We start from the raw sequence: 22,851 nt of genomic DNA on the forward strand, positions 1-22,851 counted from the left end.
CGATGGCAACGGAAGCGTTGGACTTTAAAGCAATTAGTGTGGCTGGTGTCACCGAGTATATTCAGCTGCTGCTGGAGGGGGATGAAAACCTGCGCAATGTTTGGGTCATTGGCGAAGTTTCTAGTGCTCGAAACCATGGGAGTGGGTGTTTTTTCTCATTGCAAGAAACTGACGGGTCGGCCACACTCAACGCTGTGGTTTGGCGTAGTCAGTTGCCCAAACTCAACGTTATACCCACGGTGGGTGAACAAGTCGTGGTGCTGGGGCAGCTCAAGGTTTATCCCAAACGCGGTAGTTATCAGTTAACGACCTGGCAGGTATTGCCTGCTGGTGCTGGTCTTCAGGCATTGCGCTATCGTCAACTGCGCAATCGCCTAGCCAGGGAAGGTTTGTTTGATGAGGCGCGTAAACGACCGCTACCCGCTTTACCAACCTGTATTGCCGTGGTCACCTCCCCACAGGCTGCAGCTTGGGGTGATATTCAGGAAACCTTGAACCAGAGACATCCTGGCTTAAACGTGCTGTTGTCACCGGCCATGGTGCAAGGGGAACAGGCCCCTAGGTCTATTGCTCAAGCCATTGAGCGTGTTGGCATTGATGGGCGAGCTGATGTCTTACTCCTTGGACGGGGTGGTGGTGCCGTCGAGGATTTGGTGTGTTTTGATGATGAGAGAGTGGTGCGTGCGATCGCAACCTGCCCAATCCCAGTCATTACGGGCATTGGCCATGAGCGGGATGAGTCCCTGGCCGATTTAGTCGCTGACGTTTACGCCCACACACCGACAGCGGCTGCGGAACAAATTGTGCCAGCACTGAGGGATTTACGCTACACCCAAGGGCAGCAACTCCAGCGACTAGCTCAAGCCACTGGCACACGGCTTTTTCAACATAAGCAAGATCTACAACAGCTCTATCTACGACTACAGCAACTACAGCCCCAAAGCCAGTTAGCCCAAGCACAGCAAGCCCAAGATTGGCGCACCCAACGACTGATTAAAGCACTAACTCAGCGATTGCAAACAGCACAGCATCAACACCAGCTCCTCAACGAAAAACTCGTCACTCTAGATCCAGCAGCTGTTTTGCGACGGGGTTATGCACTCGTCCGAGCAACAGCTGGAGGTGTGGTTAACCAAGCAAGTAGCCTTTCCCCTGGCGACCATATTTCTGTCCAGCTTGGCCAGGGGCAAATCGAAGCAGAAGTTCTCAGCGTTACTGAGGAAGCAAAATCTTGAGATTGTTCATCCTCATAACTTTGCAAGTCATGCGATTAAATGAGGGCCACCAGAATTTCATCATCCCGTCAGTGCTACCACTAACTCACTATGCCTAGAACCAAAAAATCTGATAACAATTGGAATTACGAAGCCTCTGTTGAACAGGTTGAGGCCATCATTACTGATTTAGAAACGGGCGATCTACCCCTGGCTGATATTTTTGAGCAGTTTGAGAAGGCCGTCACCGAATTGAAAAAATGCGACAGTTTTTTACAAGAAAAACAACAGCAGGCTCAGCTATTGATCGAAACCTTGCTGCCAGATGAATCCGAATAGACACGAGCTCTCTACGAATATCCATAGCCTCATCACACGCTAGCGTTTCAGGCGTCTAGAGTATTCATCGGACTAATCAGGAGCAACTGCTAGCAAAATTGTAAATGCGGTTCCTTTGCCAGGCGTGCTGCTGACAGAAATTGAAGCCCCACAGTGGGTTAATAACTGTTGGACCAGCGTAAGCCCCAGACCACTACCTTCAGATGTGTTGCGATAAAACGAATCAAACACCTGGGACAGCATTGAAGGCGGAATACCACACCCACTATCTTGAACAACCAAAGCAATTTTGCCATCCTGACGCTGCTGAGCGGTCACCCAAATTCGTCCCCCCGTGTCCGTGAATCGAATGCTGTTACTTAGCAAACTCACCAGCACCTGTTTGAGATGGGACTCAATCGCCAATACAGACGGCAAATGACTCGATACCGTGTAAGCCAATGAAATATTGTACTCTGTGGCCAAAGGTTGATAGGTACTGACCACGCCAGGAACTAAATCCCACAGTTGCACATTATCGAGCACCATCGACTGAGGTGTAAGCTGCAGTTCTAGCAACCTAAACACGCTATTAATCAGATGACTTTGCCGATCGCAAGCTTGGCCAATCATATGTAGATAACGCTCACGCTGTTTTGGTCTTAGGCTCGATGAATTAAGCAGTGTGAGCGCTGTTTTAATGGTTGTAATTGGATTATTGAGTTCTTGGGCAGCAGTTTTAAGAAACTGGGAGTCAACCTCTGAAGTGCATGGGGGTGTTGTCGATGCCACAAAGGACGTAGTTAATGGAGATGGCTTTAGCGTAGAAGCGTCCATAATGGCTCTAAAGTGCCCCAGGCGTATTAGATCATGATCTATGCTCCTAGGGTAGTTAAGGAGAATGTTAGATAAATGGGTATTTCCACTTAACTTTCCGTACTAGCACGGAGTTTTACTACCGTAACTAATAAATCTCTAACTAAGACGTCAGACGCATTTTGAGGGCTCGTTGAGACTGCTCGCGATCATCAAAATGAATTTTTTCGTTACCCAAAATTTGATAATTTTCATGCCCCTTACCTGCAATTAATACCCCATCCCCCGGCTGAGCAGAGAGAATAGCTCGTTGAATAGCGGTAGCGCGATCGCAAATCACTTCATCCTCGCCTAAATCAGCCTCAATCCCAGCTACCACATCAGACAGAATCTGCTGGGGATCTTCAGTACGGGGATTATCGGAGGTGACAACAACACGGTCAGCTAGCCCATAGGCAATTCGTCCCATTTGAGGGCGTTTGGTGCGATCTCGATCACCCCCACAGCCAAATACACAAATCATCTGACCTGAAATAAACGGACGGGCCGCCCGCAAAGCATTCTCCAAACTATCGGGAGTATGAGCATAGTCCACAATCACGCTGATATCTTGACTGGGGTCAGCCTGCACTCGCTCCATCCGACCAGGCACACCGCTAAATGTGGCCAGAGCATTAACCAGAGACTCTACAGCCCCCCCGAGATGAAGTACAGCACCGGCTGCTGCCAGCAGATTCTCAAGGTTAAACCGACCCACCAAGGGAGACGTAAATGGGGCTGAACCCACTGGCGTAAAGAGATTGCCACTCACACCTGCTGCACTGTAGTGCAGATCTGTCGTATGGAGGTCAGCCGCTGTATCGTCGATGTTATAGGTCCAAACTTGGTCAGCACTAAGCCGGTCAATCAGTTTCTGGCCATAGGGATCTCGACTATTAATGATGGCACGACCTTTTAAATAGTCAGAGTTAAACAAGAGAGCCTTGGCTTCAAAATAGTCGTCTAAGTTTTTGTGATAGTCGAGGTGATCCTGGGTGAGGTTGGTAAACACTGACACGTCAAAGGGGCACCCCCATACTCGCTTTTGAGCCAGTGCATGGGAGCTGACTTCCATAATGGCGTGTTGACAACCTGCCCCAACCACGTTGGCCAACTCTCGCTGTAAATCAACGGGGAACGGCGTAGTATGGACAGCTGTTTCTTGGTGCCCGGGCCAGCGGGTATAGAGTGTGCCAAGCAACCCAGTGGGCATATCAGCACTATTTAGAAAATGCTCAATCACATGGGTGGTGGTGGTTTTGCCATTGGTGCCAGTTACCCCTACCAGCTTGAGAGTTTTACCAGGATAGTTATAAAAGGCAGCGGCGATCTCACCGCAGGCCTTTGGCATATCTTGAACGGGAATGAGTAAATTTGATGGGTCTGTAGCAGGCTGCGTTTGCAAGGCACTGGGGGAGATGATGGCTGCGATCGCGCCCTTTTCCAAAGCACCCGGCCAGAACTCCCCACCATCCACGCGAGTCCCGGGCATACCAATAAACAAATTGCCCGGTTGGCAATTTGTTGAGTTAGTGCACACCCCAGTCACAGTTTGATCCAAGGCTGGATGATCAATATTAGGCAATAACTCAGGGGGCAATTGTGCCAGTAACTCACGTAGCGTCATACAGACCTCTTCTCTAAACCTAAATGCCGCTATTCTGCATCAAAGGGACCCAAATATGTCTGTAGCATTTTCTCTAATTGCCGCACAGGTGCTCTTGGCGATAGGCGTGGCAACGGTTGTTCCTGTTCTAATTCGGGCGTTTCAGGATGACTGATGACACGGCACAGCACCGGGATTTCGTACTGGTACTCCGTAAACCATGCAGGATTTTGAGTGATGTCGCGGGACTCAACATCGATCGGCAAATGATCCAACTCAGCCAGTTTTTCCTCTAACCCTTCGCAGAGATGGCAACCGGGTTTTGTGTAAAAAATAAGCTTCTTCATACCCTTTATTCTCCTACGCTATGTGGGCAAGATTCGATCGTTACGGTTAACGCGCCTAATTTGATCGGATTAATCTACAATTCCCCGGTGGGTTACGGGGGATTATTGCGATAGGATATCTCAAGTGATTGTTTACGGGTTGAAACCCCATCTACAGCAATGGTTTCTTGCATAGCAGCGCAATCGTTGACTCACTTTCAATCGGTTGAACGAATGACGTTTGACCCCAGTCAGTTAGATTTAACCGAACTCAATCGACGATTTGAATCAGCGACTCCTCAAGAAATTTTGGCCTGGGCTATCGCCACGGTTCCCAATCTGGTTCAGATGACGTCCTTTAGCATGCTGGCGGTGACCCACATGCTCTATCACGAGCTCAAGGCAGAGATTCCCGTTATTTTTCTCGATACACTCCATCTTTTCCCAGAAACCCTAACAACTGCCGAGCAAGCACGGTCCCTTTATAACCTCAAGCTCCATACCTATAAAACAGCCGCCAACCGTGAGGAGTTTATTGCTCTCTATGGCGATCGTCTGTGGGAAAAAGATGTTAATCGATTTCACGACTTAACCAAGGTAAAACCCATGGAACGGGCCTTCGATGAGCTTTCTGTCCAAGCCTGGATTACTGGCCGTCGTCGCGATCAGTCAGCCACACGGAAAAACATGCCCTTTTTGGAGCGTGATCAGGCTGGACGCATCAAGATTAATCCCCTGGCCCACTGGACACACAAAGATTTGTGGCGATACACCTTTGCCCATGGCATCTTATACAATCCGCTACATGATCAGGGTTACACCAGCATTGGCGATCAGCCATTAACCACTAAGGTGCACGCTGGCGAAGATGAGCGTGCCGGTCGTTGGCGCGGCAGTATCAAAACTGAATGCGGCATTCATACATAGAACTATTCATTAACTAGCAATAGATAGACTCATAGTTTGTCCATATAGGGTTGTTTCATAGATCGCCCCCATGTGGATAAATCTTTATGTATTCCGAAATTTTTCAGCCATGTAGTGTTGTAAAAGCCATAGCTAACTGATATTTCAGCCCAGACACATCCAAAAATCCACGGGCTAACATCTACGTAGAACAGGCATACACTTATGGAAACCTCAAGTACTTTAGTCGGAAAACTCTGGCGGAGCTCATCCGCAGGTGGCGGTGGTGGCAAAGCTTTCTCAGATATCAATTGGCCTCCCGCAGGCAGTGATCAGATTTTTGCCCAGCAGGCAAACCCCGTCGAAGTTAGAGTACGGGTCGGTCGGTATGTCGACCAAGTCCAAATGATTTGGGAACATTATGAGCACCCTGCCCGTGGCGGAGACGGATCAACGCTTCAATCCTTCGTTCTGAATGCCAACGAATATATTACTAACGTTAGACTGACAGGCAGCCGTTATGTCGGTTCTATAGAGTTTATTACCAACCAAGGGCGCAACATCCTCTTTGGTAAACAATCCAATACGGTTATTGATTTAGAGGTTCCCGCAAACCACCAGGTTGTTGGCTTTTATGGCCAAAGTGGACGATGGATCGACCAGCTGGGTGTTATTGCGGTGCCTGTCAGTGGTCAAACTATTGGTAAACCTAAGCCGCCTCAGGTTCCTAACCCTGAACGTCCATCGGACTCCCTGCTGGGCAAACTTCCTCGAGCTGGCATTGAGTTAATCAAGGAGTTTGAGGGCTACGCTAAGGCGCTATCGGATGGTCGGGCTCAAGCCTATGCCGATCCGCTCAAGGGCTGGGCACTGCCTACTATTGGCTATGGCACTACTCGCTATCCTGACGGTGTTCCCGTCAAGCAAGGTGACATTATTAACAAGGATCAAGCAGAAGAATATCTCATCGACCATGTGGATAAGTCCTGCCGCAAAGCCTTAGAGAAAATTCCCACATGGAACCGTATGAATATCAACCAGCGTGGGGCGCTTTATAGCTTTGCCTATAACCTGGGTTCTGGTTTTTATCGCGGCTATAATTTTGAATCCATTACACGCGTCTGTGATTCTCCCGAGCAGTGGAATGATCATCGCTGGATAGAAGCCCAATTTGTGAAGTACAGAAATCCGGGCACATCGGTCGAAGAAGGTCTGCGTCGCCGTCGTTTAGCAGAGGCGGCTTTGTTCTGCAAAAAGGTGACCTCAGCGGCACCCAACTGGGACGATGACCATGATGAAGCGGGTGAAGCAGGCGATCGCAAACCAGAAGAACGGTTAGATCGTATTGTTCGCGATGTCGCTGGAAAGCAGCCCGTCGGTGCGGGACTGACCCCAGAGATGTCCTTTGACACGCTAATTACTCCCCATATAACCTATGGAGAATTTGCACTTTATGAGGAATCACGACGCTTTCGGCATGGTTTTCAGTGCAAGACAGCCTATGAGATCGCGGTGTTCCTTGAGAAATGCCGTGACTACTTTGGGGGTAATCCACTGGTGATCACCTCAGGTTATCGTCCTCCCAGCATTAATGCCAAAGTGGGTGGTGCTCGACGGTCTGAGCACCTATACGATGCGCCAGATACGGGTGCGGTGGATTTCTACATCAAAAACGTTAGCGTCTATGAGGTGGAGGCTTGGTGTGACCAACAATATCCCCACAGTATTGGCTACGGTGCCAAAAAAGGATTTGTCCATCTAGGGATGCGACCAGGTAAACCGCGTGTTCGGTGGGTTTATTGATTACCCTGGTAAAGCACCTTCAATAAACAACTGATACGGTGGATTTTTCGGCCTTGCCGACAACGGCATTTATTCGTCCTGATGGAAAAAATCGGGATGCGATCGCAACTCTCTTACATCAAGTAGTCGATCTACTGGTTGAAACCATGGCTCAGGCAACGGAGCGTTCTCCGTTGCCTGAGCCTTTGCTTACAGAGGATTATGGCTGGGCCAAATTAGCCAAGGCGTCCGTGGATGTTCAACAGCTCTTGATAGAAGTCCAAACTCACCTCCACCACTCCATGAATGCCGCCCATCCAGGCTACATCAGCCACATGGACTCCATTCCATCCACCATGTCAGTGATTGCCGATCTGCTGGTGGCTGCCCTCAACAACAATATGTTGAGTGTGGAAATGTCGCCCGTTTTCTCCCGGTTAGAAATTCTTGTTTTAAAGCAAGTGGCCCAGTTGTTTGGTCTGGGTCCTCAAGCCAACGGTGTTTTGGTGAGCGGCGGCAGTCTTGCCAATCTACAGGCTCTCATCGTGGCACGGAATGCAGCCTTCAATGCTCTCGACCATGGCATTACGCAAGTAAAACAGCCCGTTTTCTTCGTCTCAGAAGTCGCCCACACTTCGTTTAAAAAGGCAGCCATGGTCATGGGTTTAGGCACTAAAGCTGCAATTCCTGTAGCCACCCATCAGAATTCTCAAATTGACATCACCGATCTAAAAACTAAGCTCATCCAAGCCAAGGCCAATGGTCAGCAGCCCTTTGCCATTGTTGCCACCGCTGGCACAACCGTCACAGGCAGCATCGACCCCATTGCAGAAATGGCCCATATCGCCAATCTGCACCAACTTTGGTTTCATGTGGATGCAGCCTATGGCGGAGCGCTGATGTTTTCAGATCGTCATCAATCTCAGCTAGCAGGCATCGAACAGGCCAACTCAGTCACCTTTAACCCACAAAAGTGGCTGTATGTGGCGAAAACCTGCGCCATCGTCATGTTTCGTCAATTCGATCAGCTCCAGGAGTATTTTCGAGTATTAGCCCCTTACATGAACGATCACAACGACTGGCCAAATCTAGGAGAACTGACGGTGCAAGGAACCCGCCATCCTGACATTCTTAAGCTTTGGCTATCACTGCAGCACATTGGTCGAAACGGCTACAGTGCCATCATTGACCACAACTATGCATTAACCCAAACCTTTACCTCAGCTGTGAAAGAACGCCCCTTTCTGACTCTGGCCAGCGAGCCGCAAATGAACCTGATCTGTTTTCGCTCAGAACCCAACACCGTGCCCATCGAAAAGCAAGACCAGTGGAATCACTCGCTGCAACAGTGGCTTTTAAAACAAGGCAATACCTGCTTATCTTTGCCAGTATATCGAGGCCAGCGATGGCTCAAGGCAGTTTTACTCAACCCGTTTACCACCAACGAACACATCGATAAGTTATTTGCTGATATAGACAGCTATCACACAACTCAGACAGAACTATAGCTGTAACCCTTGACGTTCTGAACTAGGACAAAGATACTGATAGCGATCGCACGTCTTAGTCACACCCCCCATGGTTAAGGTTCTCCATCTCTCAGATATCCATATGGGTAGTGGCTTTAGCCATGGGCACATTAACCCCGAAACTGGACTAAATACCCGTTTAGAAGATTTTGTTACCACCCTCAGTCGCTGCATTGATCGAGCTCTCAGTGACCCCGTCGATCTAGTCCTGTTCGGCGGCGATGCTTTTCCAGATGCCACACCACCCCCTATAGTGCAGCAAGCCTTTGCACAACAGTTTCAGCGATTAGTCCATGCCCATATTCCGACTGTTTTGTTAGTCGGCAACCACGACCAGCATTCCCAAGGAATGGGCGGTGCCAGTCTCTGCATTTATCGCACTTTGGGAGTCCCTGACATTATTGTCGGCGACAGTTTAACCACTCACCGCATTGAGACCCAGGCAGGGCCTATTCAGGTGGTCACCCTGCCCTGGCTTACCCATTCCACCCTACTCACCCGTCCCGAAACCGAAGGATTATCCCTAGGTGATGTCAATGAGCTCATGCTTGACCGTTTACGAGTTGCCTTAGAAGGAGAGATTCGTCAGCTAGCTCCCAACATTCCCAGCATTCTGTTAGCACACCTGATGACGGATACCGCTCGCTATGGTGCTGAAAAGTTTTTAGCTGTTGGTAAAGGCTTTACCGTGCCCATGGCACTGCTAGCTCGTCCCTGTTTTGACTATGTCGCCCTCGGTCACGTGCACAAGCATCAAATCCTTTGCCAAGAACCTTTGGTAGTCTACCCAGGCAGCATTGAACGGGTAGACTTTAGCGAAGAAAAAGAAGACAAAGGATTCGTACTAGCAGACATACATCCTGGGCAAACGTCGATCGAGTTCTGCCCTTTGCCCGTACGTGCCTTTAAAACCTTAAATATTGATCTTTCCAAAACAGACACCCCCCAACAACATCTGGAAGACAAGCTAGCCAACACTGACATTGCCGACGCCGTTGTACGTTTAGCCTATAAATTAAACCCGGCTCAAATTGATCAAATTGACCATACTGCCCTACATCAGGCGTTGTCCCATACCCATTCCTACACCATTCATCCCGAGCTCGTTAGCCAACTCACCCGCCCTCGTCTACCCGAGCTCACATCGGACAACACCCGTGACCCCCTGGGCGCTCTGCAAACCTATTTAGCCAATCGTGACGACTTGACTGAGTTGGCCGACGACATGCTGCTAGCGGCCCAAACATTACTCAATGATGATAAACATCACCCAGATTCAGTAGATCTGGAGGCTGTGGACACAGAGGCTGTAGCCATTGATGAGCTACAAAATCAGCAGCTCAGACTGCTATAGATGTCCAATCATCACATTCAATCATTACAGTTGAGCAATGCATTGCCCCAACCCCAGACAAACCTGGGTCAAAAACTCTAGATCCAACGTTTCAAAGGTGTCTGTTGCAGCGTGGTAGTGAGGATTACGTAAATCAGCTGTATCCGTCACCATGATGGCGTTATAACCAGCATCCCAAAAGGGAGCATGATCACTGCGACGGGTCATAGGCAAAGGCAATCCTCGATTCATCATGGGCAACCAAGCGCAGTCAACGCCCGCTACATTGAAAGACCGATTCAATCGCCACAACTGAGGCAGCGCCTGCCAATTACCGATGAGAGCAATAAAGTCTCCTGTCTTGGGGTAGATGTACTTCAAAGATTCTAAAGGGTAAGCCTGGCTTGGCTGGTCAGATACCGACTGTTTGACACAATATCCAAGCATCTCCAAAGACAGCATGAGATGAATGGGCTGCCCATTCAGTTCTTTTACATAGGCTTTACTACCCAACAAGCCATATTCTTCTAAATCAAACGCCACTAAACGCACAGGTCGCCGTGGCGGCTGGCAAGAGAATCGGCGCGCTAGTTCCAATAAAACAGCCAGTCCAGTGGCATTATCATCAGCACCGGGGCAGCCAGGCACTGTGTCGTAGTGGGCACCAATAACCACAGGTGCCCGTGACGGTTGGTACCCCGGCAAGTCAAGACAGAAGTTAAAATGCTCCTTACCTTGTACCCTGAAACCCATGACAGTGATAGCCCCACATAGGCTTAACTGGGTGCGGAGGTAGTGCCGCGCATAGTGATAACCTTGCGTGGCAATGTAGGGATCTCGCTGACGAATTAGCTCTTTAAGGTGAGCAATTAATCGTTCTCTAACCCCATCATTCCCCATACCTATCCTCAGTTGCCATTTCTACCTGTCAAGCCGATTTTCATGAATATGAGCTATTTTATTGACAGCAAAGATTAATTTTACTTATTTTTTTAAGCAAAATATTGGTATCTAATTTCATGGCAATTCCCAACAGACCTAGTTCTTCACCCGTTCATTTTTCCTGATATTGCCTTTTCAGTTATTAATGAGTCGATGACAGAAAGTATTAATACTAAGAACAGACTGTATACTGAACGGACTGTAATTTTAGATACAATACCTGGCCAGAGGGTAGAGTTATTTCCTAATTTTTTCTGGCACCAGCTACCGTCTATGTTGAAATTACGGTTTCACACCAGGTCTGGGAGCTGGTTCTTTAGTAAAGTGTTCATCTGTAAGCTCTTTTATGTTTGATGTACCGGTTCTTGAAGTAACCGTATCTTCAGCGCCCGCGCTTACTAATGGTGTAAGCCGAACTAATCAAATCACCCTACAGAAACCAACCATTTCTTCGGGTTTGCTCGAAACCCTAGCTGTATTATTACCTCAGCAAGTTCGCCAACAGTCACACGTCTTCGCTGAAGCATTACCGACCGACTCCGACCAAATTAAAACCCTACTGCCTGATAGGTCCTTTCAACTGTTGGAGCCTCTAAATTTAGCCTATGGGGCTGAATCTCTTGAGCAAGCATTTGCAACTAGCTCCCTCAGCAATCCTTTATCACAAATTGAGGCTGCCAGTACAACCTCATCATCAGATATTCCTTCCATAGCAGCGCAAACTCCTGAGTTTGGCAAAACGCAAGCTAGCCAGAATTCATCCACTAGCACCACTACTAATCCAGTGGTTGCAGAACCGGAAAGTCCAACCCCAGTGATGCCTAGACAGGAATTGCAGCAGTGTGTTGATATTCCTTACGCCGCCCCTCAGGGCACTGCGACATTACAGGTTTTACTGCGAGGGAATGTCATTGGCGCAGTCAACAGCACAAACGACACTGAGCAGGTGGCCCAGAGCCTGCAAGCAATGCTGGTCGATGAGCCCATCAATCCTCATGAAATAGCACCTGTTTTAGGTAGCCCTCAACCCGCCATTCGTTTAAGCAGTGACATCTTGCTGAAGATACTAACCCAGGAGAATAGGGACGATGTTTCTGTAGATAGTGCCTTGGCATTAAGCAACGAATGGGCAGCCATTGCTTGGAGCGACCACCTGCGTCAGAAAATGGGTGCAGCCCCGTTAGACGCTGGCACAATTCAGTTAATGTTTAAGGGATTAAAGCCTTCTGAACAAGAGCTCAATGGCATTGCATCTTGGTATGGCCCCTATTTCCATGGTCGCTTAACGGCCAATGGAGAGACCTTTGATCAAAATACTTTGACCGCAGCCCACAAATCCTTACCGTTCAATACCATTCTGCAAGTCCGTAATTTGAACAATAATCGGACAGTGGTTGTGCGCATTAACGATCGAGGACCTTACATTGGTAAACGTTCCTTGGATTTATCTAAGGCAGCTGCCCAATGTTTGGGCAGCGACAAGGTCGGCGTCATTCCTTATGAAGCTGTACTCTTAGAGTGAGCGCCAAAAGCACTAACAGAGTAGCTGTCTGTCACCCATAAGTCTTGATTACTAGCTGCCACCTGGTGGATGAGGGATTACCAAGTGGTGGCTACTTACCAGGTGGGATCTACATAGAGATTAATAACATAGGGAGACTGGGTCGCTGGAACAGCAGAGATACAGGCACAAATCGGTTCTTCTTGACCTTCCACATCAACTTCACAGGCATGACATGAGCCCATCAAGCATCCAGTGGGTATGGTAACTCCAGCACGTTCTGCAACTTGTAAAATAGGTTCTCCTGGATTGGCCGAAACGGTGACGTTATCGGGCAAGAAATGAACCTCAATACTCATAACCGTCCGTCAATATGAATTGCTAGGAGAGACATTAACAATCCTATCGCAAGATTTATGGAGCGGGTTGAGCACTCCTGACTTGCATAGGTATCATCTCTTTAGATGAATTGGCCTTCTCTAACGAGCCAGCATCGGTGGTTCCTGATTCTAAATAGCGCCGCTTGGTGTGCCACCAGTTCTGCATCTCCCTAGATAAAAGACTCATGTAGAGAGTCACCACAATGGGTTGGGCACGATATCCTTGGCCCACAATCTCAACACAGTAGGATGGATGACGCCTAGTCGCTAGATCCACAATGAAGCGTCGACCAATGCGTCGCCAACTCGGCTCTTTGCCACGCCACTGTAGACGACAACAAGGCCAAGGCAATTGTTCACGGTCAAATAATCGGCAACAGGGACCGATAACACGATAGGTGAGATGGGCCCCAGGGCTCTGAAAAATATGCCCCGTTGGCCAAGGATGCTCGCTGCCGGGCGGGGGAGATGAGGATACTATCAACTGCCTGAGCGCAAAGAAACAAGTTCTATAACGTCTCTAACAATGCCATGAATTGTTATTACAAAACAATCATGTTGAAGACCCGCCTATGATTTAGAACAGTAGTGTAGGAAATTTTTCAGGAAAATTCTATGGCTGAAGCAATTACGTCAACTGTCAGCGATCGCATCTGTAAGCACATGAATGATGATCACGCCGATGCAGTGCTAATCTACGCCCAAAAGTTTGGCGATGCCACCGCTGCAACAGCGGCCACCATGACAGCCATTGACACCACTGGCATGGATCTAGATGCCACGGTAAACGGCCAAAACACGCCCGTACGTGTTAGCTTTGAGCGTCCCTTAGCCGATGCCAAGGACGCCCACCATGTTCTCGTAGAAATGCTCAAAAAAGTGAAGCAAGACTAGCCAGGTTTAGAAATTTTGAGTTTTGAGTTCTTAATTTTGAGTGAGCTACAGTTCAGTAAAGACATCATTGGCGATGGTCTACAACTCAAAACTTGGAAATTCAAAACTCAAAATCTCCTTGTCCATTTATCAAAAGGCCTCGCCTACTCTACCAAATCAGGTACGGGCACATTACAAGCACGTCTATAGTCAATGCCTCCCCAATAGGTCGCACCACAGAGATTGGCCCCTGTCAGATCAACATCGTGGATAACCCCCACAAAGTTGGAATGCTGTAGTTGAGCTCCTACGAATTGAGTCTTATTGATGTAAGCCTCTGAAAAATTAGCTTCCATCATTTCAGCACCAGAAAAGTCAGCATAGTTTAGTAGAGCCCCCTCCAGGTCAGCACCTACAAATTGGGCTGGAAATTCGAGGAAGTTGCCTTCACTATCGGTGGCCTCTGTTAGGATAGTCAGGGCTCTGACATACGCCAAGTTACTCTGGCTCAGATCGGCCCCTTTGAGATTAGCGCCATCTAAAACTGCATAGAACAAATTAGCGTCTCTCAAGTTGGCACCTTCCAGATTGGCACCTGTCAGATCTAAGCGTCTTAAATCAGCCTGTTCTAAGTTGCAACCAGGGCATTCATTCGTTTCAAGCAAGCGTTTGAGATCATTTTCATCCAAGGCTTGGGCGATTGGACTCTGAACAAACATCATGGTCAATAGTGTGACGCCCGCTAAAGCGACCGGATGAAGTCTGCAATGCCATAGCCACTGGGTTATTCCTAGAACCATCGGTTGCATTCTTGAGGAGCTCCTTACACAGCAGTTCTATCGTGTCAAATTCAACATAACAAAGGCAAGTTTGTGGTCTAGTTTCCGTAATGGCACTTACCCATGTAGAAGCATATGGTTCGCCGTGCGGCTTCGACACGAAGGAAACGGTCTTTATTACGTTCCTGAAAGCCTAAGGGTAACCCTAAAAAAGCCAAAATCAAGGCTTTGAGTGCTGGGTTAGTCCTTAGGGTTAAAAATATCGGGTTAACATCTGAAGTTTTTAAATTAAAGCTTCCATCAAGAAAAATTACCGTAACGTCACGTCTTTATGCCCATCGGGCAACATTCAAATCAGGTCCTGCTTCATACTTTCAAGAAATCAACAATGAATCCACTACGCTTAGCTATCGCTGCTGCCACCGCAGCGACCCTAACTATTCTTGGAGCGACTACCCGCGTAGATGCCCAGTCTTTTGGCAATGTTGAAGTTGATCAAGAAGACTTTGTACTCGTGGCCGCTCCTGGCGGTGGTCTGCTGGGTCGCCCCCAATTCATGATCATCGAACAGAGAACCGATGAGCGTCAGTGTTGGAGTGAGTCTGGCTCACAACCCACTCAAATCGAACCACTATTGCTTAACTTTGACTTCAGTGGCATCTGTGGACGTAGCACCGACAGTAATGGTTACTCCATTCGCACTAGTGATGGCGAGGCTGGCAGCCGTTTTAACCTGGAGATCAGGGAAGCAGATGGCGAGTATATTTTGGTTGGTAGACCTAGCAGTTTCCCCACTAATCCTTATCGCAATGCAGATCCCATCAACCTTGGTCGTACCTTTGGCCAAGCAGAAAATGGGTTTACCAAAGTCTTTCTCAATCCTGGCTGGCGTCTCACCCGTCGCACCCTTGAAGGGCGTCAACTAGGACACTTGTATCTGACTAACGATGCCAGCCTAGCGTCGCTAGTAGAAGGGGGTGGCCCCGTAGTGACCGACCCTGGGACACCTACTACGCCTGATCCTGACACACCGACAGAAGTCGCTTTTCGCGATGTCACGAACGATGTCTACGCATCACAGATTAATCGTGCAGTAGAAATCGGCTTCATTGCCGGCTTCCAGGATGGCACCTTCCGTCCTCGTAATGCCCTGACCCGTGAACAGCTCGTCTCCATGGTGATTGAAGCACTGGATGCCCAGGACAATATCTCTATTGCCCTGCCCAGTCAGGTTACTAGCTCTCCCTTCTCCGACGTTCCTCAAGATCGCTGGAGTGCTGCAAAAATCCAATTTGCTAGCCAAAGTGGCATTGTCAGCGGCGACCCCGAAGGTACCTTCAGGCCCAGCGATGAAGTAACTCGGGCCGAGATGATGGCTGTACTGCGTAGAGCGGCTGAGTATCGCAAGCGCACCCTTGGTCAGGGAACTGCTTTAACGCCCACACAACAGGCCTTTGCGTTCTCTGATACTGAAGGTCACTGGGCTGATAGTGTGATTTCTAACCTCTCAGCCTATTGTGGCATTGCCAGCCCTGTAAATGAGAGTGGCACAGCGTTTGCACCTAATACTGATGCCCTTCGCAACTATGCAGCCACTGCTGTTGTGCGCCTGGTAGATTGCACTAACTAAATTCAACGTTGACCGATAACTGCGGTCACTTGATCAATACAGGCCTATGGAAGGGGGTTGTTCTCATGGAGAATTGCCTCCTTCTTGCTTATTTTCCAAGGGAATATTGCAAAATCATCTCCATTGAAAGAAGACAGCATCATAAAATTGACCGATATGTAATTTAGGTATTGGCAGATTGGGCCAATACACCGATTGCTCCACAATCAGCAGGGACCATCCTAAATTAGGACTATGCGAGTAAACCACCAATGACCGTTTCAAGGACTGTATGTGTCGGCTTTTTGACGGTGATCACCGTTGGCACACTGTTACTAATGCTGCCCTTTGCAACAGCCAATGGTGAATGGAATGACCCTATCGTGGCCCTGTTCACGGCGACATCAGCGGTGTGTGTCACAGGCCTGATTGTGGTGGATACGGGCTCCTATTTTTCACCTCTCGGCCAAGGCATCATTTTACTGCTGATACAGCTGGGTGGTCTGGGATACATGACGGCAACCACGTTGCTACTGCTGTTATTGGGGCGACGTTTAGGTCTCAAAGATCGGCTGGCCATTCAACAATCGTTGGACACGACTGAATTATCATCTGCGGCATCCCTGATCAAATCAATTATCGCCATGACCATGATTTTTGAGCTGAGCGGGGCCTTTTCACTACTGCCTCGCTTTGCCAATGATTATGGTGCAGGACAAAGTCTGTGGCTATCTATCTTTCATAGCATCAGCGCCTTTAATAATGCGGGGTTTAGCCTATTTTCTGACAGTCTGGTGCAATATGCTCGGTCTCCTTGGATTAATGGGGTGATTGCTGGCTTGGTGATTATTGGCGGTATTGGTTACCAGGTGATTATGGAGATGTTTATTTGGGTACGCGATCGCATCCGCCGCAAACGTCAGCACCAGGTTTTTTCACTTCACTTCAAGGTGGTCACTAGCACCTCCATAGTCCTTTTAATTCTTGGCACCCTGGCCTTTTTTGCTGTGGAGTTTAGCAATCCTGCTACTCTGCGTGGCGAGCCTTTGAATATGAAATTGCTGGAGGCGGGCTTCCAATCAGTAATTATGCGAACCGCTGGGTTTAACTCCATTGATATTGGGGCCATGGAGACGAGTTCGTTGTTTATTGCGATCGCACTTATGTTCATCGGCGCTAGTCCCGGCAGTACTGGTGGCGGCATCAAGACCACCACAATACGCATTTTGCTCAACTGCACCCGCACCGTCCTCAAAGGTGAAGATGAAGTCCTGGCCTATCAGCGGGAAATCCCTGATAAGCGGGTGCTTAAAGCCGTTGGTGTTGTTGTTGCATCAGGCATGACGGTGGTCATGGTGACCATTCTGCTGTCGCTAACAGACCCAGGCATCGAATTTATCGACCTGCTATTTGAAACAGTGTCCGCTTTTGCCACCGTAGGGCTATCCACAGGCATTACAGCTCAGCTATCCACCCTCGGCCAGTTGGTCATCATTGTCACCATGTACATTGGCCGAGTAGGCATTTTATTACTCATGTCTGCCCTTTTGGGGGATCCCAGACCCAGCACAATACACTACCCCGAAGAAGATCTGTTAGTGGGCTAGTACTCCTCAGACATTCTCTATATGAGCAATGAAGCATGGGCAATAAAGAGTCCTTCTATACCGATGACTCTGGGATAGAAATATCGATCGGAGTAATTTTGACCTCCTCTGCTAAGGTCCCTAAAGAAGGGTCAATGGCATCAATATTGCCCACCACGATGGTCACCAAATCACTGGGCTTCAAATTACGTTGAGCCGCTTCTAGCACCTGCTCAATTGTTGTCGACTCTACTGCCTTTTGAAACTCAAAGACAAAATCGGATGGATAGCCGTAGTACTCATAGCGAATCAGCCGCGACAGCGTTTGCTCCGGAGTTGCAAAGTTAAACACAAAGCTATTGAGCACTGCATCTTTGGCATATTGCAATTCCTCAGCCTTAATCGGCTCCTGACGTACCCGCTGAATTTCCCTATACATGGTTTCAATAAAAGGTACCGTCGTCTCAGACCGAGTTTGACCACCGCCAATAAATAAGCCAGGGTAGTCATAGCGAGGACTCCAGAAGGCATAAACCACGTAGGCCAGACCCTGACGCGAGCGAATATCGTTAAACAGGCGGCCACCAAAGCCGTTTAGCACTTCGTTGAGAATGACCATCGGGGCATGGTCAGGGCTATCTAAACGACCCCCCAAATGACCAATGTGAATATAACTCTGGGTGAGCTGGGGCTGATCTACCACATATAGACCATTGGTTTGCTGCTCTACCTGAGGCACTTGCACATTAGCCTTTGCCCTAGCTGAGGGTGACCAGTCAGCAAAGAACTCTTCAATCAGCACCTTCATCTGAGTAGCATCAAAATCGCCGCTGATACCTAAAATTGTGCCGCTAGGCTGAATAGCTGTTTGATAAAAGTCAATAACGTCATCCCGTGAAATATTCTCAATGTCGCTGTACTCCACCATGCGAGCAAAGGGACTTTCATCACCGTAAATTAATTTGCGAAACTCACGGGTAGTGACATCATCTGGGTCATCATTACGGCGAGCAATGCTGCCACGGTACTGACTTTTAATTAGGTCAATTTTTTCTGGGGCAAAGGCTGGCTGCTGGATCACCTCTGAAAAAATTGCAAATACGTCGGCTAGATCCTCACTCAGAGCGCTAAAGCTAGCACTCCCCGTAGTCGCACTCAGACTACTCTCAACCGATGCCGCCCGCTGTTCTAAAAATTGATTGAGTTGATCAGGAGTATAGTTAACTGTTCCCCCTACCCGCATGGATTCTCCCATAATGCTGGCTAGGCCGGTTTTGCCCTCAGGCTCCATAAATTCCCCAGCCCTAAACGTTGCTGAACCGCTTACTAAAGGGAGGTCATGTTTCTCCATGAGGTACACAACCAGGCCATTAGGCAGTTCATAGCGTTCAAACTCAGGAATTTGAATTTCGCTGAGGGGTTCAAATTCTAGATCAGTGTAGTGGTGCGCCGTCACAGCATTGGCGGGCTTGCTCCACCCCAGGGTGAGAACCAAGCCAAGAGTAGCCATGGCCAGAAAGAAGCTTGTGGTCAGACGACGCTTAGAAAACCAGAACATAGGGTTTAAGGAGAATGGGCAGTTGGCAAGAGAGAACCGTTGTGAAGATGCTTAGCTAAAGACTAGAAGAAAGTAAAAGAAAAGATAGGTAGAGAAGAATTTGTTCTCGTTCCTATCTTCTGGCTTCTATATTCCGGCTGCTATGGCTCCGTCGATAGCAGTTTACCAACGGTGCGATTACTCGGCACAAAGGTTGCTTGAGCTACACGCTGCACATCTTCAGCTGTAACCGCTTCAATGGCTTTTAATTCTTCAAATACATTACGCCAGTCATTGGTTTTAGCTTCGTATTCAGTCAACAGGCTCGCCATACCGGCATTGGAATCCAGATTGCGCAACAGAGAAGCTCTAGCTTGAGTTTTCACCCGGTCTAATTCCTCAGGGGTCACGGGTTCTTGCTTTATTTGAGTAAGCAAAACATCCATCCGCTCAGCCATATCATCAACGGTATGACCAGGAGCCGTCAGGCCATAGAGCAAGAGAATATTGTCGTAGCGATCACCAGGGAATCCATTGGCGCTGCCAATATTCAGAGCTACTTGGGATTGCACCACCATGTCTTGATACATGCGTGAGGTGCGCCCCCCTACCAAAATGCTCTCAATCATGGCATAAACCACATGGTCAGAATGATTAATACCAGGACGATGGAAGCCTTCTAAATACCAGGGTTGACTGGGTAGCTTCAGTTCAAAGGATTTAGGCTCTGTCTGAGGTGGTTCCTGTATGCCGACTTCGGGAGGGAGGCTACGGGATTGAGTGCGACCAAAATAGGCGGTGGCTAGAGCCTTGACATTATCAGGGTCAACATCCCCCACCACAGCAGCAATCAAATTGCTCGGTCCATAATAAGCATCAAAAAACTTGGCGATATCTTCGCGAGTGGCTAAGCGCAGGTCTTCCTTATAGCCAATGACCGGACGACGGTACGGATGCTGGTCAAACGCAACTTCTAAGAACTTTTCAACGATTTGGCCGATGGGGGAGTTGTCCACCCGCATGCGGCGCTCTTCCAGGATGACTTCTTTTTCTTTGTAAAATTCACGGAATACAGGATCAATGAAGCGTTCTGATTCCAAAGACATCCACAGCTCTAACTTATTTGAGGGCAGGCTATAGAAGTAACGGGTGGCATCGGCAGAGGTGGTGGCATTCAGACCACGACCACCAGACTGCTCGATAATTTGGCCAAACTTATTTTGTTCAACGTATTCTGCAGCCTGAGATTGAAGGGTATCGAACTGCGATCGCAACGTCGCCGTTTTTTCTTCATCACCTGATTTCTCAGCCGCCATCAGCTGATCAAAGACCACATCCATCTCCTGTAGCAGCGGTGCTTCTGCCGAGTAGTCCTTGGTACCAATTTGAGTTGTGCCTTTGAACGCTAAGTGCTCCAGATAATGGGCAACACCGGTATGACCATCTTCCTCATTAACCGCCCCCACCTTGGCATAGAGCATCATCGACACCACTGGAGCCTGATGACGCTCCAACACGATAAACTTCATGCCGTTATCAAGCGTAAACTCGCTAACGTCATTGGCCACGCGATCAAGATAAGGCTGAATAGAGCTTTCTGGCTCGGCCTCAACCGCGAGTTGCTCTTGGCCAGATATCCCCGAGACCTGAGCCCAAGCCGGTTCACCCAGTCCCACCCATAACAAAACAGCCAGAGCGGCTGTCCATAGAAACGTCACCTTTGGCTTAGCCAACGGAATTACGCCCATAGCACCTCAGCGCAAAATACCGTTACCAGCATAGATACTTTTCTTTATGTTGTGCCAACAATATATTGATGATTCAGTGAAATCACTAATATTCGCCCTAATGCCGTGAGAGTAAATATCGTCCTGTTAAATAGTCAAGCTGGCTGATATATTCACACGCTCCGGCAAACTCTCTATTTCAAATAGAGATATTTGTAAAACGTAAACATATCGAATAAGCCACCCACAATACTGATGGTTAAGCAAATAATTACAAAACCTTGAACCATATTGCCTGCACCAAAGGTGATTAAAAAATCCACCATATAATCTTTACCTACAGCACTAATGGTCGATAACGGCGACCAAACGCCCAAGGTCAAAGCACCTAACGCTACTCCCATGCCAGCTGCAGGCAGCAAAAAGCAGATGACCAATGTCAGCACTAAAGAACTAAATAACTGCAAGCCCATTCTCTACCTCCTGCCATTTTTTGGCTGCATGGGCATAAGGAACAACCACCCCAACAATACGAGCAATCATTGAATATGGGCGTCAACTTGAGGAATCTTAAATTTTCATAAAACTACGGAGCATTTAGAGTCTTGCCTTAACCCACTGCTTAACCCATTAAAATAATTAAGCCTCATGCTCAAATATTCATTGCTGCCCCGCATCTAAGGAGTCATCCCCTTTGTCTGCTGCATTTCCTACGTCGAGCCTTGCCAAATGGGGTCAGCGTTTGATGGCTGCCATTCTACTGGGTGGTCAAGTCATTGTTCACCTCGCAACTCGCCCTTTACATCGGCGTAACACCATTGAGCAAATGGCTGCCGTGGGACCAGAGTCTTTGCTGATCACTTTGGTGACTGCCAGCTTCGTCGGTATGGTGTTCACAATTCAAGTCACCCGTGAATTTATTAACTTTGGAGCTAGCACAGCCGTTGGTGGAGTGCTAGCGTTGACGCTGGCAAGGGAGCTAGCCCCAGTGTTAACTGCCGTGATCATTGCTGGTCGGGTTGGTTCTGCATTCGCAGCTGAAATTGGCACTATGCAAGTGACCGAGCAGATTGATGCATTGCAGCTCCTGAAGACAGACCCGGTTGACTACCTGGTATTGCCCCGAGTTGTTGCCTGTGCGTTGATGCTGCCTCTGCTAACAATCCTGTCATTCATTACAGGTATGACGGGGGGTTTGCTGATCACAAGCACAATGTTCAATATTTCCCAAACTGTCTTTCTAGACTCAGCAAGGCTGTTTCTAGAGGTCAGGGATTTAGTCGCTGCAATCATCAAAGCCCTCGTATTTGGCGGCCTCATAGCAATCATTGGTTCGAGCTGGGGCTTAACCACAACAGGGGGAGCCAAGGGTGTAGGGCAATCAACCACGACAGCAGTGGTGACCGCCCTACTGGCTATTTTCATTAGTAACTTTTTCCTATCCTGGCTGATGTTTCAAAGTTCGGCATTTCCTGGCTGATGTTTCAAAGTTCGGCGTTGAACTTTTAGAGATATTAAATTGCTTGGATAGCGAAATATAAAACATCTGCCCAAATCACAGCTCGACTTCAGTCAGCTTGTTGAGGTACCGCTCAATTAATAAAATCGCGACGATATCATCAATGGGGCGAGGAATACTGCGCATACTCTGGGGCAATATCCGATTCAGACCTTTAGGGGGAAACATTTCCCAATAGCGATCGCGAGCTTCCAGACTGCTATAACGCTCATCCACCAAAATGATATTGGGACTTTCTCGTAGTCGCTGCGATAATTCCTGTTTCCAGATTTTGGCCCCAGTCTGGTCCCCCATCACAATCAGCGAGATAGGATAGGTCTGACGTAGGGATTCAATATGCTCAATCACATCCTCAGCCGGAACCACCTCGTGGTAGCACAATGAGCGATCTACCCCAACAATGGCTAGACCACACTTAGCGCGGCCTGGGTCAAATCCTAAAATAACCGGCTGAGATAGTTTAGAAAAAACAGTGGAGGACACAGAGCAAACCAGAGGAAAAAGGAAACACTGGAATTCAAAGTACACA

The 22,851-nt window shown here is 48.4% G+C and carries 22 protein-coding genes; 11 read left to right on the top strand and 11 right to left on the bottom strand.

The genetic code is table 11. The annotated features are described in order from the left end of the window. Positions 1–2 precede the first annotated feature (2 nt). Positions 3–1,235 (top strand): exodeoxyribonuclease VII large subunit, encoded by a 1,233-nt coding sequence (xseA, locus tag QGP82_RS03425; RefSeq protein ID WP_163661165.1) that lies wholly within the window; start codon positions 3–5, stop codon positions 1,233–1,235. A gap of 90 nt (positions 1,236–1,325) precedes the next feature. Further along, complete coding sequence (gene xseB, locus QGP82_RS03430; RefSeq protein ID WP_163661167.1) at positions 1,326–1,553, top strand: exodeoxyribonuclease VII small subunit; 228 nt, start codon at positions 1,326–1,328, stop codon at positions 1,551–1,553. 72 nt (positions 1,554–1,625) lie between these two features. Here xseB and QGP82_RS03435 read toward each other — a convergent pair whose 3' ends face one another. The 3 genes from QGP82_RS03435 to QGP82_RS03445 all read right to left on the bottom strand — a co-directional run bounded on the left by QGP82_RS03435 (position 1,626) and on the right by QGP82_RS03445 (position 4,340). After that, on the bottom strand, positions 1,626–2,369 hold the full coding sequence (locus QGP82_RS03435) for a sensor histidine kinase (protein WP_163661169.1): 744 nt from the start codon (positions 2,367–2,369) through the stop codon (positions 1,626–1,628). Between the two features lie 142 nt (positions 2,370–2,511). After that, positions 2,512–4,014 carry a UDP-N-acetylmuramoyl-L-alanyl-D-glutamate--2,6-diaminopimelate ligase gene (locus tag QGP82_RS03440; protein ID WP_499057080.1) on the bottom strand — a complete coding sequence of 501 codons (1,503 nt, stop codon included), beginning with the start codon at positions 4,012–4,014 and terminating at the stop codon, positions 2,512–2,514. 29 nt (positions 4,015–4,043) lie between these two features. Continuing rightward, the gene (locus QGP82_RS03445) at positions 4,044–4,340 is read right to left on the bottom strand and encodes a glutaredoxin family protein (RefSeq protein WP_499057081.1); all 297 of its coding nucleotides are present in this window, start codon (positions 4,338–4,340) and stop codon (positions 4,044–4,046) included. Between the two features lie 213 nt (positions 4,341–4,553). Here QGP82_RS03445 and cysH point away from each other — a divergent pair, with 213 nt between their 5' ends. The 4 genes from cysH to sbcD all read left to right on the top strand — a co-directional run bounded on the left by cysH (position 4,554) and on the right by sbcD (position 9,890). Beyond that, positions 4,554–5,246 carry a phosphoadenosine phosphosulfate reductase gene (gene cysH, locus QGP82_RS03450; RefSeq protein ID WP_499057276.1) on the top strand — a complete coding sequence of 231 codons (693 nt, stop codon included), beginning with the start codon at positions 4,554–4,556 and terminating at the stop codon, positions 5,244–5,246. Positions 5,247–5,450: 204 nt separating this feature from the next. Beyond that, positions 5,451–7,028, top strand: coding sequence for a D-Ala-D-Ala carboxypeptidase family metallohydrolase (locus tag QGP82_RS03455; RefSeq protein WP_499057082.1), 1,578 nt, complete (start codon positions 5,451–5,453; stop codon positions 7,026–7,028). Positions 7,029–7,066: 38 nt separating this feature from the next. Further along, positions 7,067–8,515, top strand: a complete 1,449-nt coding sequence (locus QGP82_RS03460) for a pyridoxal phosphate-dependent decarboxylase family protein (RefSeq protein WP_499057084.1) — start codon at positions 7,067–7,069, stop codon at positions 8,513–8,515. Positions 8,516–8,585: 70 nt separating this feature from the next. Beyond that, a complete protein-coding gene (sbcD, locus tag QGP82_RS03465) occupies positions 8,586–9,890 on the top strand; it encodes an exonuclease subunit SbcD (RefSeq protein WP_163702994.1) in 1,305 nt (434 codons plus the stop codon). A 24-nt stretch (positions 9,891–9,914) separates the two neighbouring features. Here sbcD and QGP82_RS03470 read toward each other — a convergent pair whose 3' ends face one another. After that, on the bottom strand, positions 9,915–10,769 hold the full coding sequence (locus QGP82_RS03470) for a M28 family peptidase (RefSeq protein ID WP_499057086.1): 855 nt from the start codon (positions 10,767–10,769) through the stop codon (positions 9,915–9,917). A gap of 388 nt (positions 10,770–11,157) precedes the next feature. On the opposite strand from QGP82_RS03470, the gene QGP82_RS03475 reads away from it, so the two are divergent. Next, entirely contained in the window at positions 11,158–12,333 is a 1,176-nt protein-coding gene (locus QGP82_RS03475) for a septal ring lytic transglycosylase RlpA family protein (RefSeq protein WP_250566020.1), read from the top strand. A gap of 95 nt (positions 12,334–12,428) precedes the next feature. Here the strand turns inward: QGP82_RS03475 and QGP82_RS03480 are convergent, their stop codons facing one another. Then, positions 12,429–12,671, bottom strand: a complete 243-nt coding sequence (locus QGP82_RS03480) for a 2Fe-2S iron-sulfur cluster-binding protein (protein WP_006517251.1) — start codon at positions 12,669–12,671, stop codon at positions 12,429–12,431. A 55-nt stretch (positions 12,672–12,726) separates the two neighbouring features. Beyond that, the gene (locus QGP82_RS03485; RefSeq protein ID WP_163702996.1) at positions 12,727–13,176 is read right to left on the bottom strand and encodes a DUF8632 family protein; all 450 of its coding nucleotides are present in this window, start codon (positions 13,174–13,176) and stop codon (positions 12,727–12,729) included. 131 nt (positions 13,177–13,307) lie between these two features. Between QGP82_RS03485 and QGP82_RS03490 the strand changes: the two genes are divergently transcribed. Continuing rightward, the gene (locus QGP82_RS03490) at positions 13,308–13,586 is read left to right on the top strand and encodes a DUF2470 domain-containing protein (protein ID WP_163661183.1); all 279 of its coding nucleotides are present in this window, start codon (positions 13,308–13,310) and stop codon (positions 13,584–13,586) included. Positions 13,587–13,729: 143 nt separating this feature from the next. Here QGP82_RS03490 and QGP82_RS03495 read toward each other — a convergent pair whose 3' ends face one another. Then, positions 13,730–14,365 (bottom strand): pentapeptide repeat-containing protein, encoded by a 636-nt coding sequence (locus QGP82_RS03495; RefSeq protein WP_499057090.1) that lies wholly within the window; start codon positions 14,363–14,365, stop codon positions 13,730–13,732. Between the two features lie 367 nt (positions 14,366–14,732). Here QGP82_RS03495 and QGP82_RS03500 point away from each other — a divergent pair, with 367 nt between their 5' ends. Both QGP82_RS03500 and QGP82_RS03505 read left to right on the top strand, forming a co-directional pair. After that, entirely contained in the window at positions 14,733–15,974 is a 1,242-nt protein-coding gene (locus QGP82_RS03500) for a DUF3747 domain-containing protein (protein ID WP_163661187.1), read from the top strand. 251 nt (positions 15,975–16,225) lie between these two features. After that, positions 16,226–17,560, top strand: a complete 1,335-nt coding sequence (locus QGP82_RS03505; protein WP_163661189.1) for a TrkH family potassium uptake protein — start codon at positions 16,226–16,228, stop codon at positions 17,558–17,560. Between the two features lie 55 nt (positions 17,561–17,615). On the opposite strand, the gene QGP82_RS03510 is transcribed toward QGP82_RS03505, so the two are convergent. The 3 genes from QGP82_RS03510 to QGP82_RS03520 all read right to left on the bottom strand — a co-directional run bounded on the left by QGP82_RS03510 (position 17,616) and on the right by QGP82_RS03520 (position 21,276). Further along, a complete protein-coding gene (locus QGP82_RS03510) occupies positions 17,616–19,097 on the bottom strand; it encodes a M16 family metallopeptidase (protein WP_163661191.1) in 1,482 nt (493 codons plus the stop codon). Between the two features lie 140 nt (positions 19,098–19,237). Further along, complete coding sequence (locus QGP82_RS03515) at positions 19,238–20,824, bottom strand: M16 family metallopeptidase (protein ID WP_499057093.1); 1,587 nt, start codon at positions 20,822–20,824, stop codon at positions 19,238–19,240. 173 nt (positions 20,825–20,997) lie between these two features. Then, positions 20,998–21,276: a hypothetical protein gene (locus QGP82_RS03520; RefSeq protein ID WP_499057094.1), complete on the bottom strand. Its 279-nt coding sequence runs from the start codon at positions 21,274–21,276 to the stop codon at positions 20,998–21,000. Between the two features lie 221 nt (positions 21,277–21,497). Between QGP82_RS03520 and QGP82_RS03525 the strand changes: the two genes are divergently transcribed. Next, complete coding sequence (locus QGP82_RS03525; protein ID WP_163661197.1) at positions 21,498–22,283, top strand: MlaE family lipid ABC transporter permease subunit; 786 nt, start codon at positions 21,498–21,500, stop codon at positions 22,281–22,283. Between the two features lie 75 nt (positions 22,284–22,358). Here QGP82_RS03525 and QGP82_RS03530 read toward each other — a convergent pair whose 3' ends face one another. Further along, positions 22,359–22,805 (bottom strand): RuvC family protein, encoded by a 447-nt coding sequence (locus tag QGP82_RS03530; protein ID WP_163661199.1) that lies wholly within the window; start codon positions 22,803–22,805, stop codon positions 22,359–22,361. Positions 22,806–22,851: the final 46 nt, after the last annotated feature.

The sequence above is a fragment of the Leptothoe sp. LEGE 181152 genome (assembly GCF_032906605.1).
GTDB classification, from domain to species: domain Bacteria; phylum Cyanobacteriota; class Cyanobacteriia; order Phormidesmidales; family Phormidesmidaceae; genus Leptothoe; species Leptothoe turfae.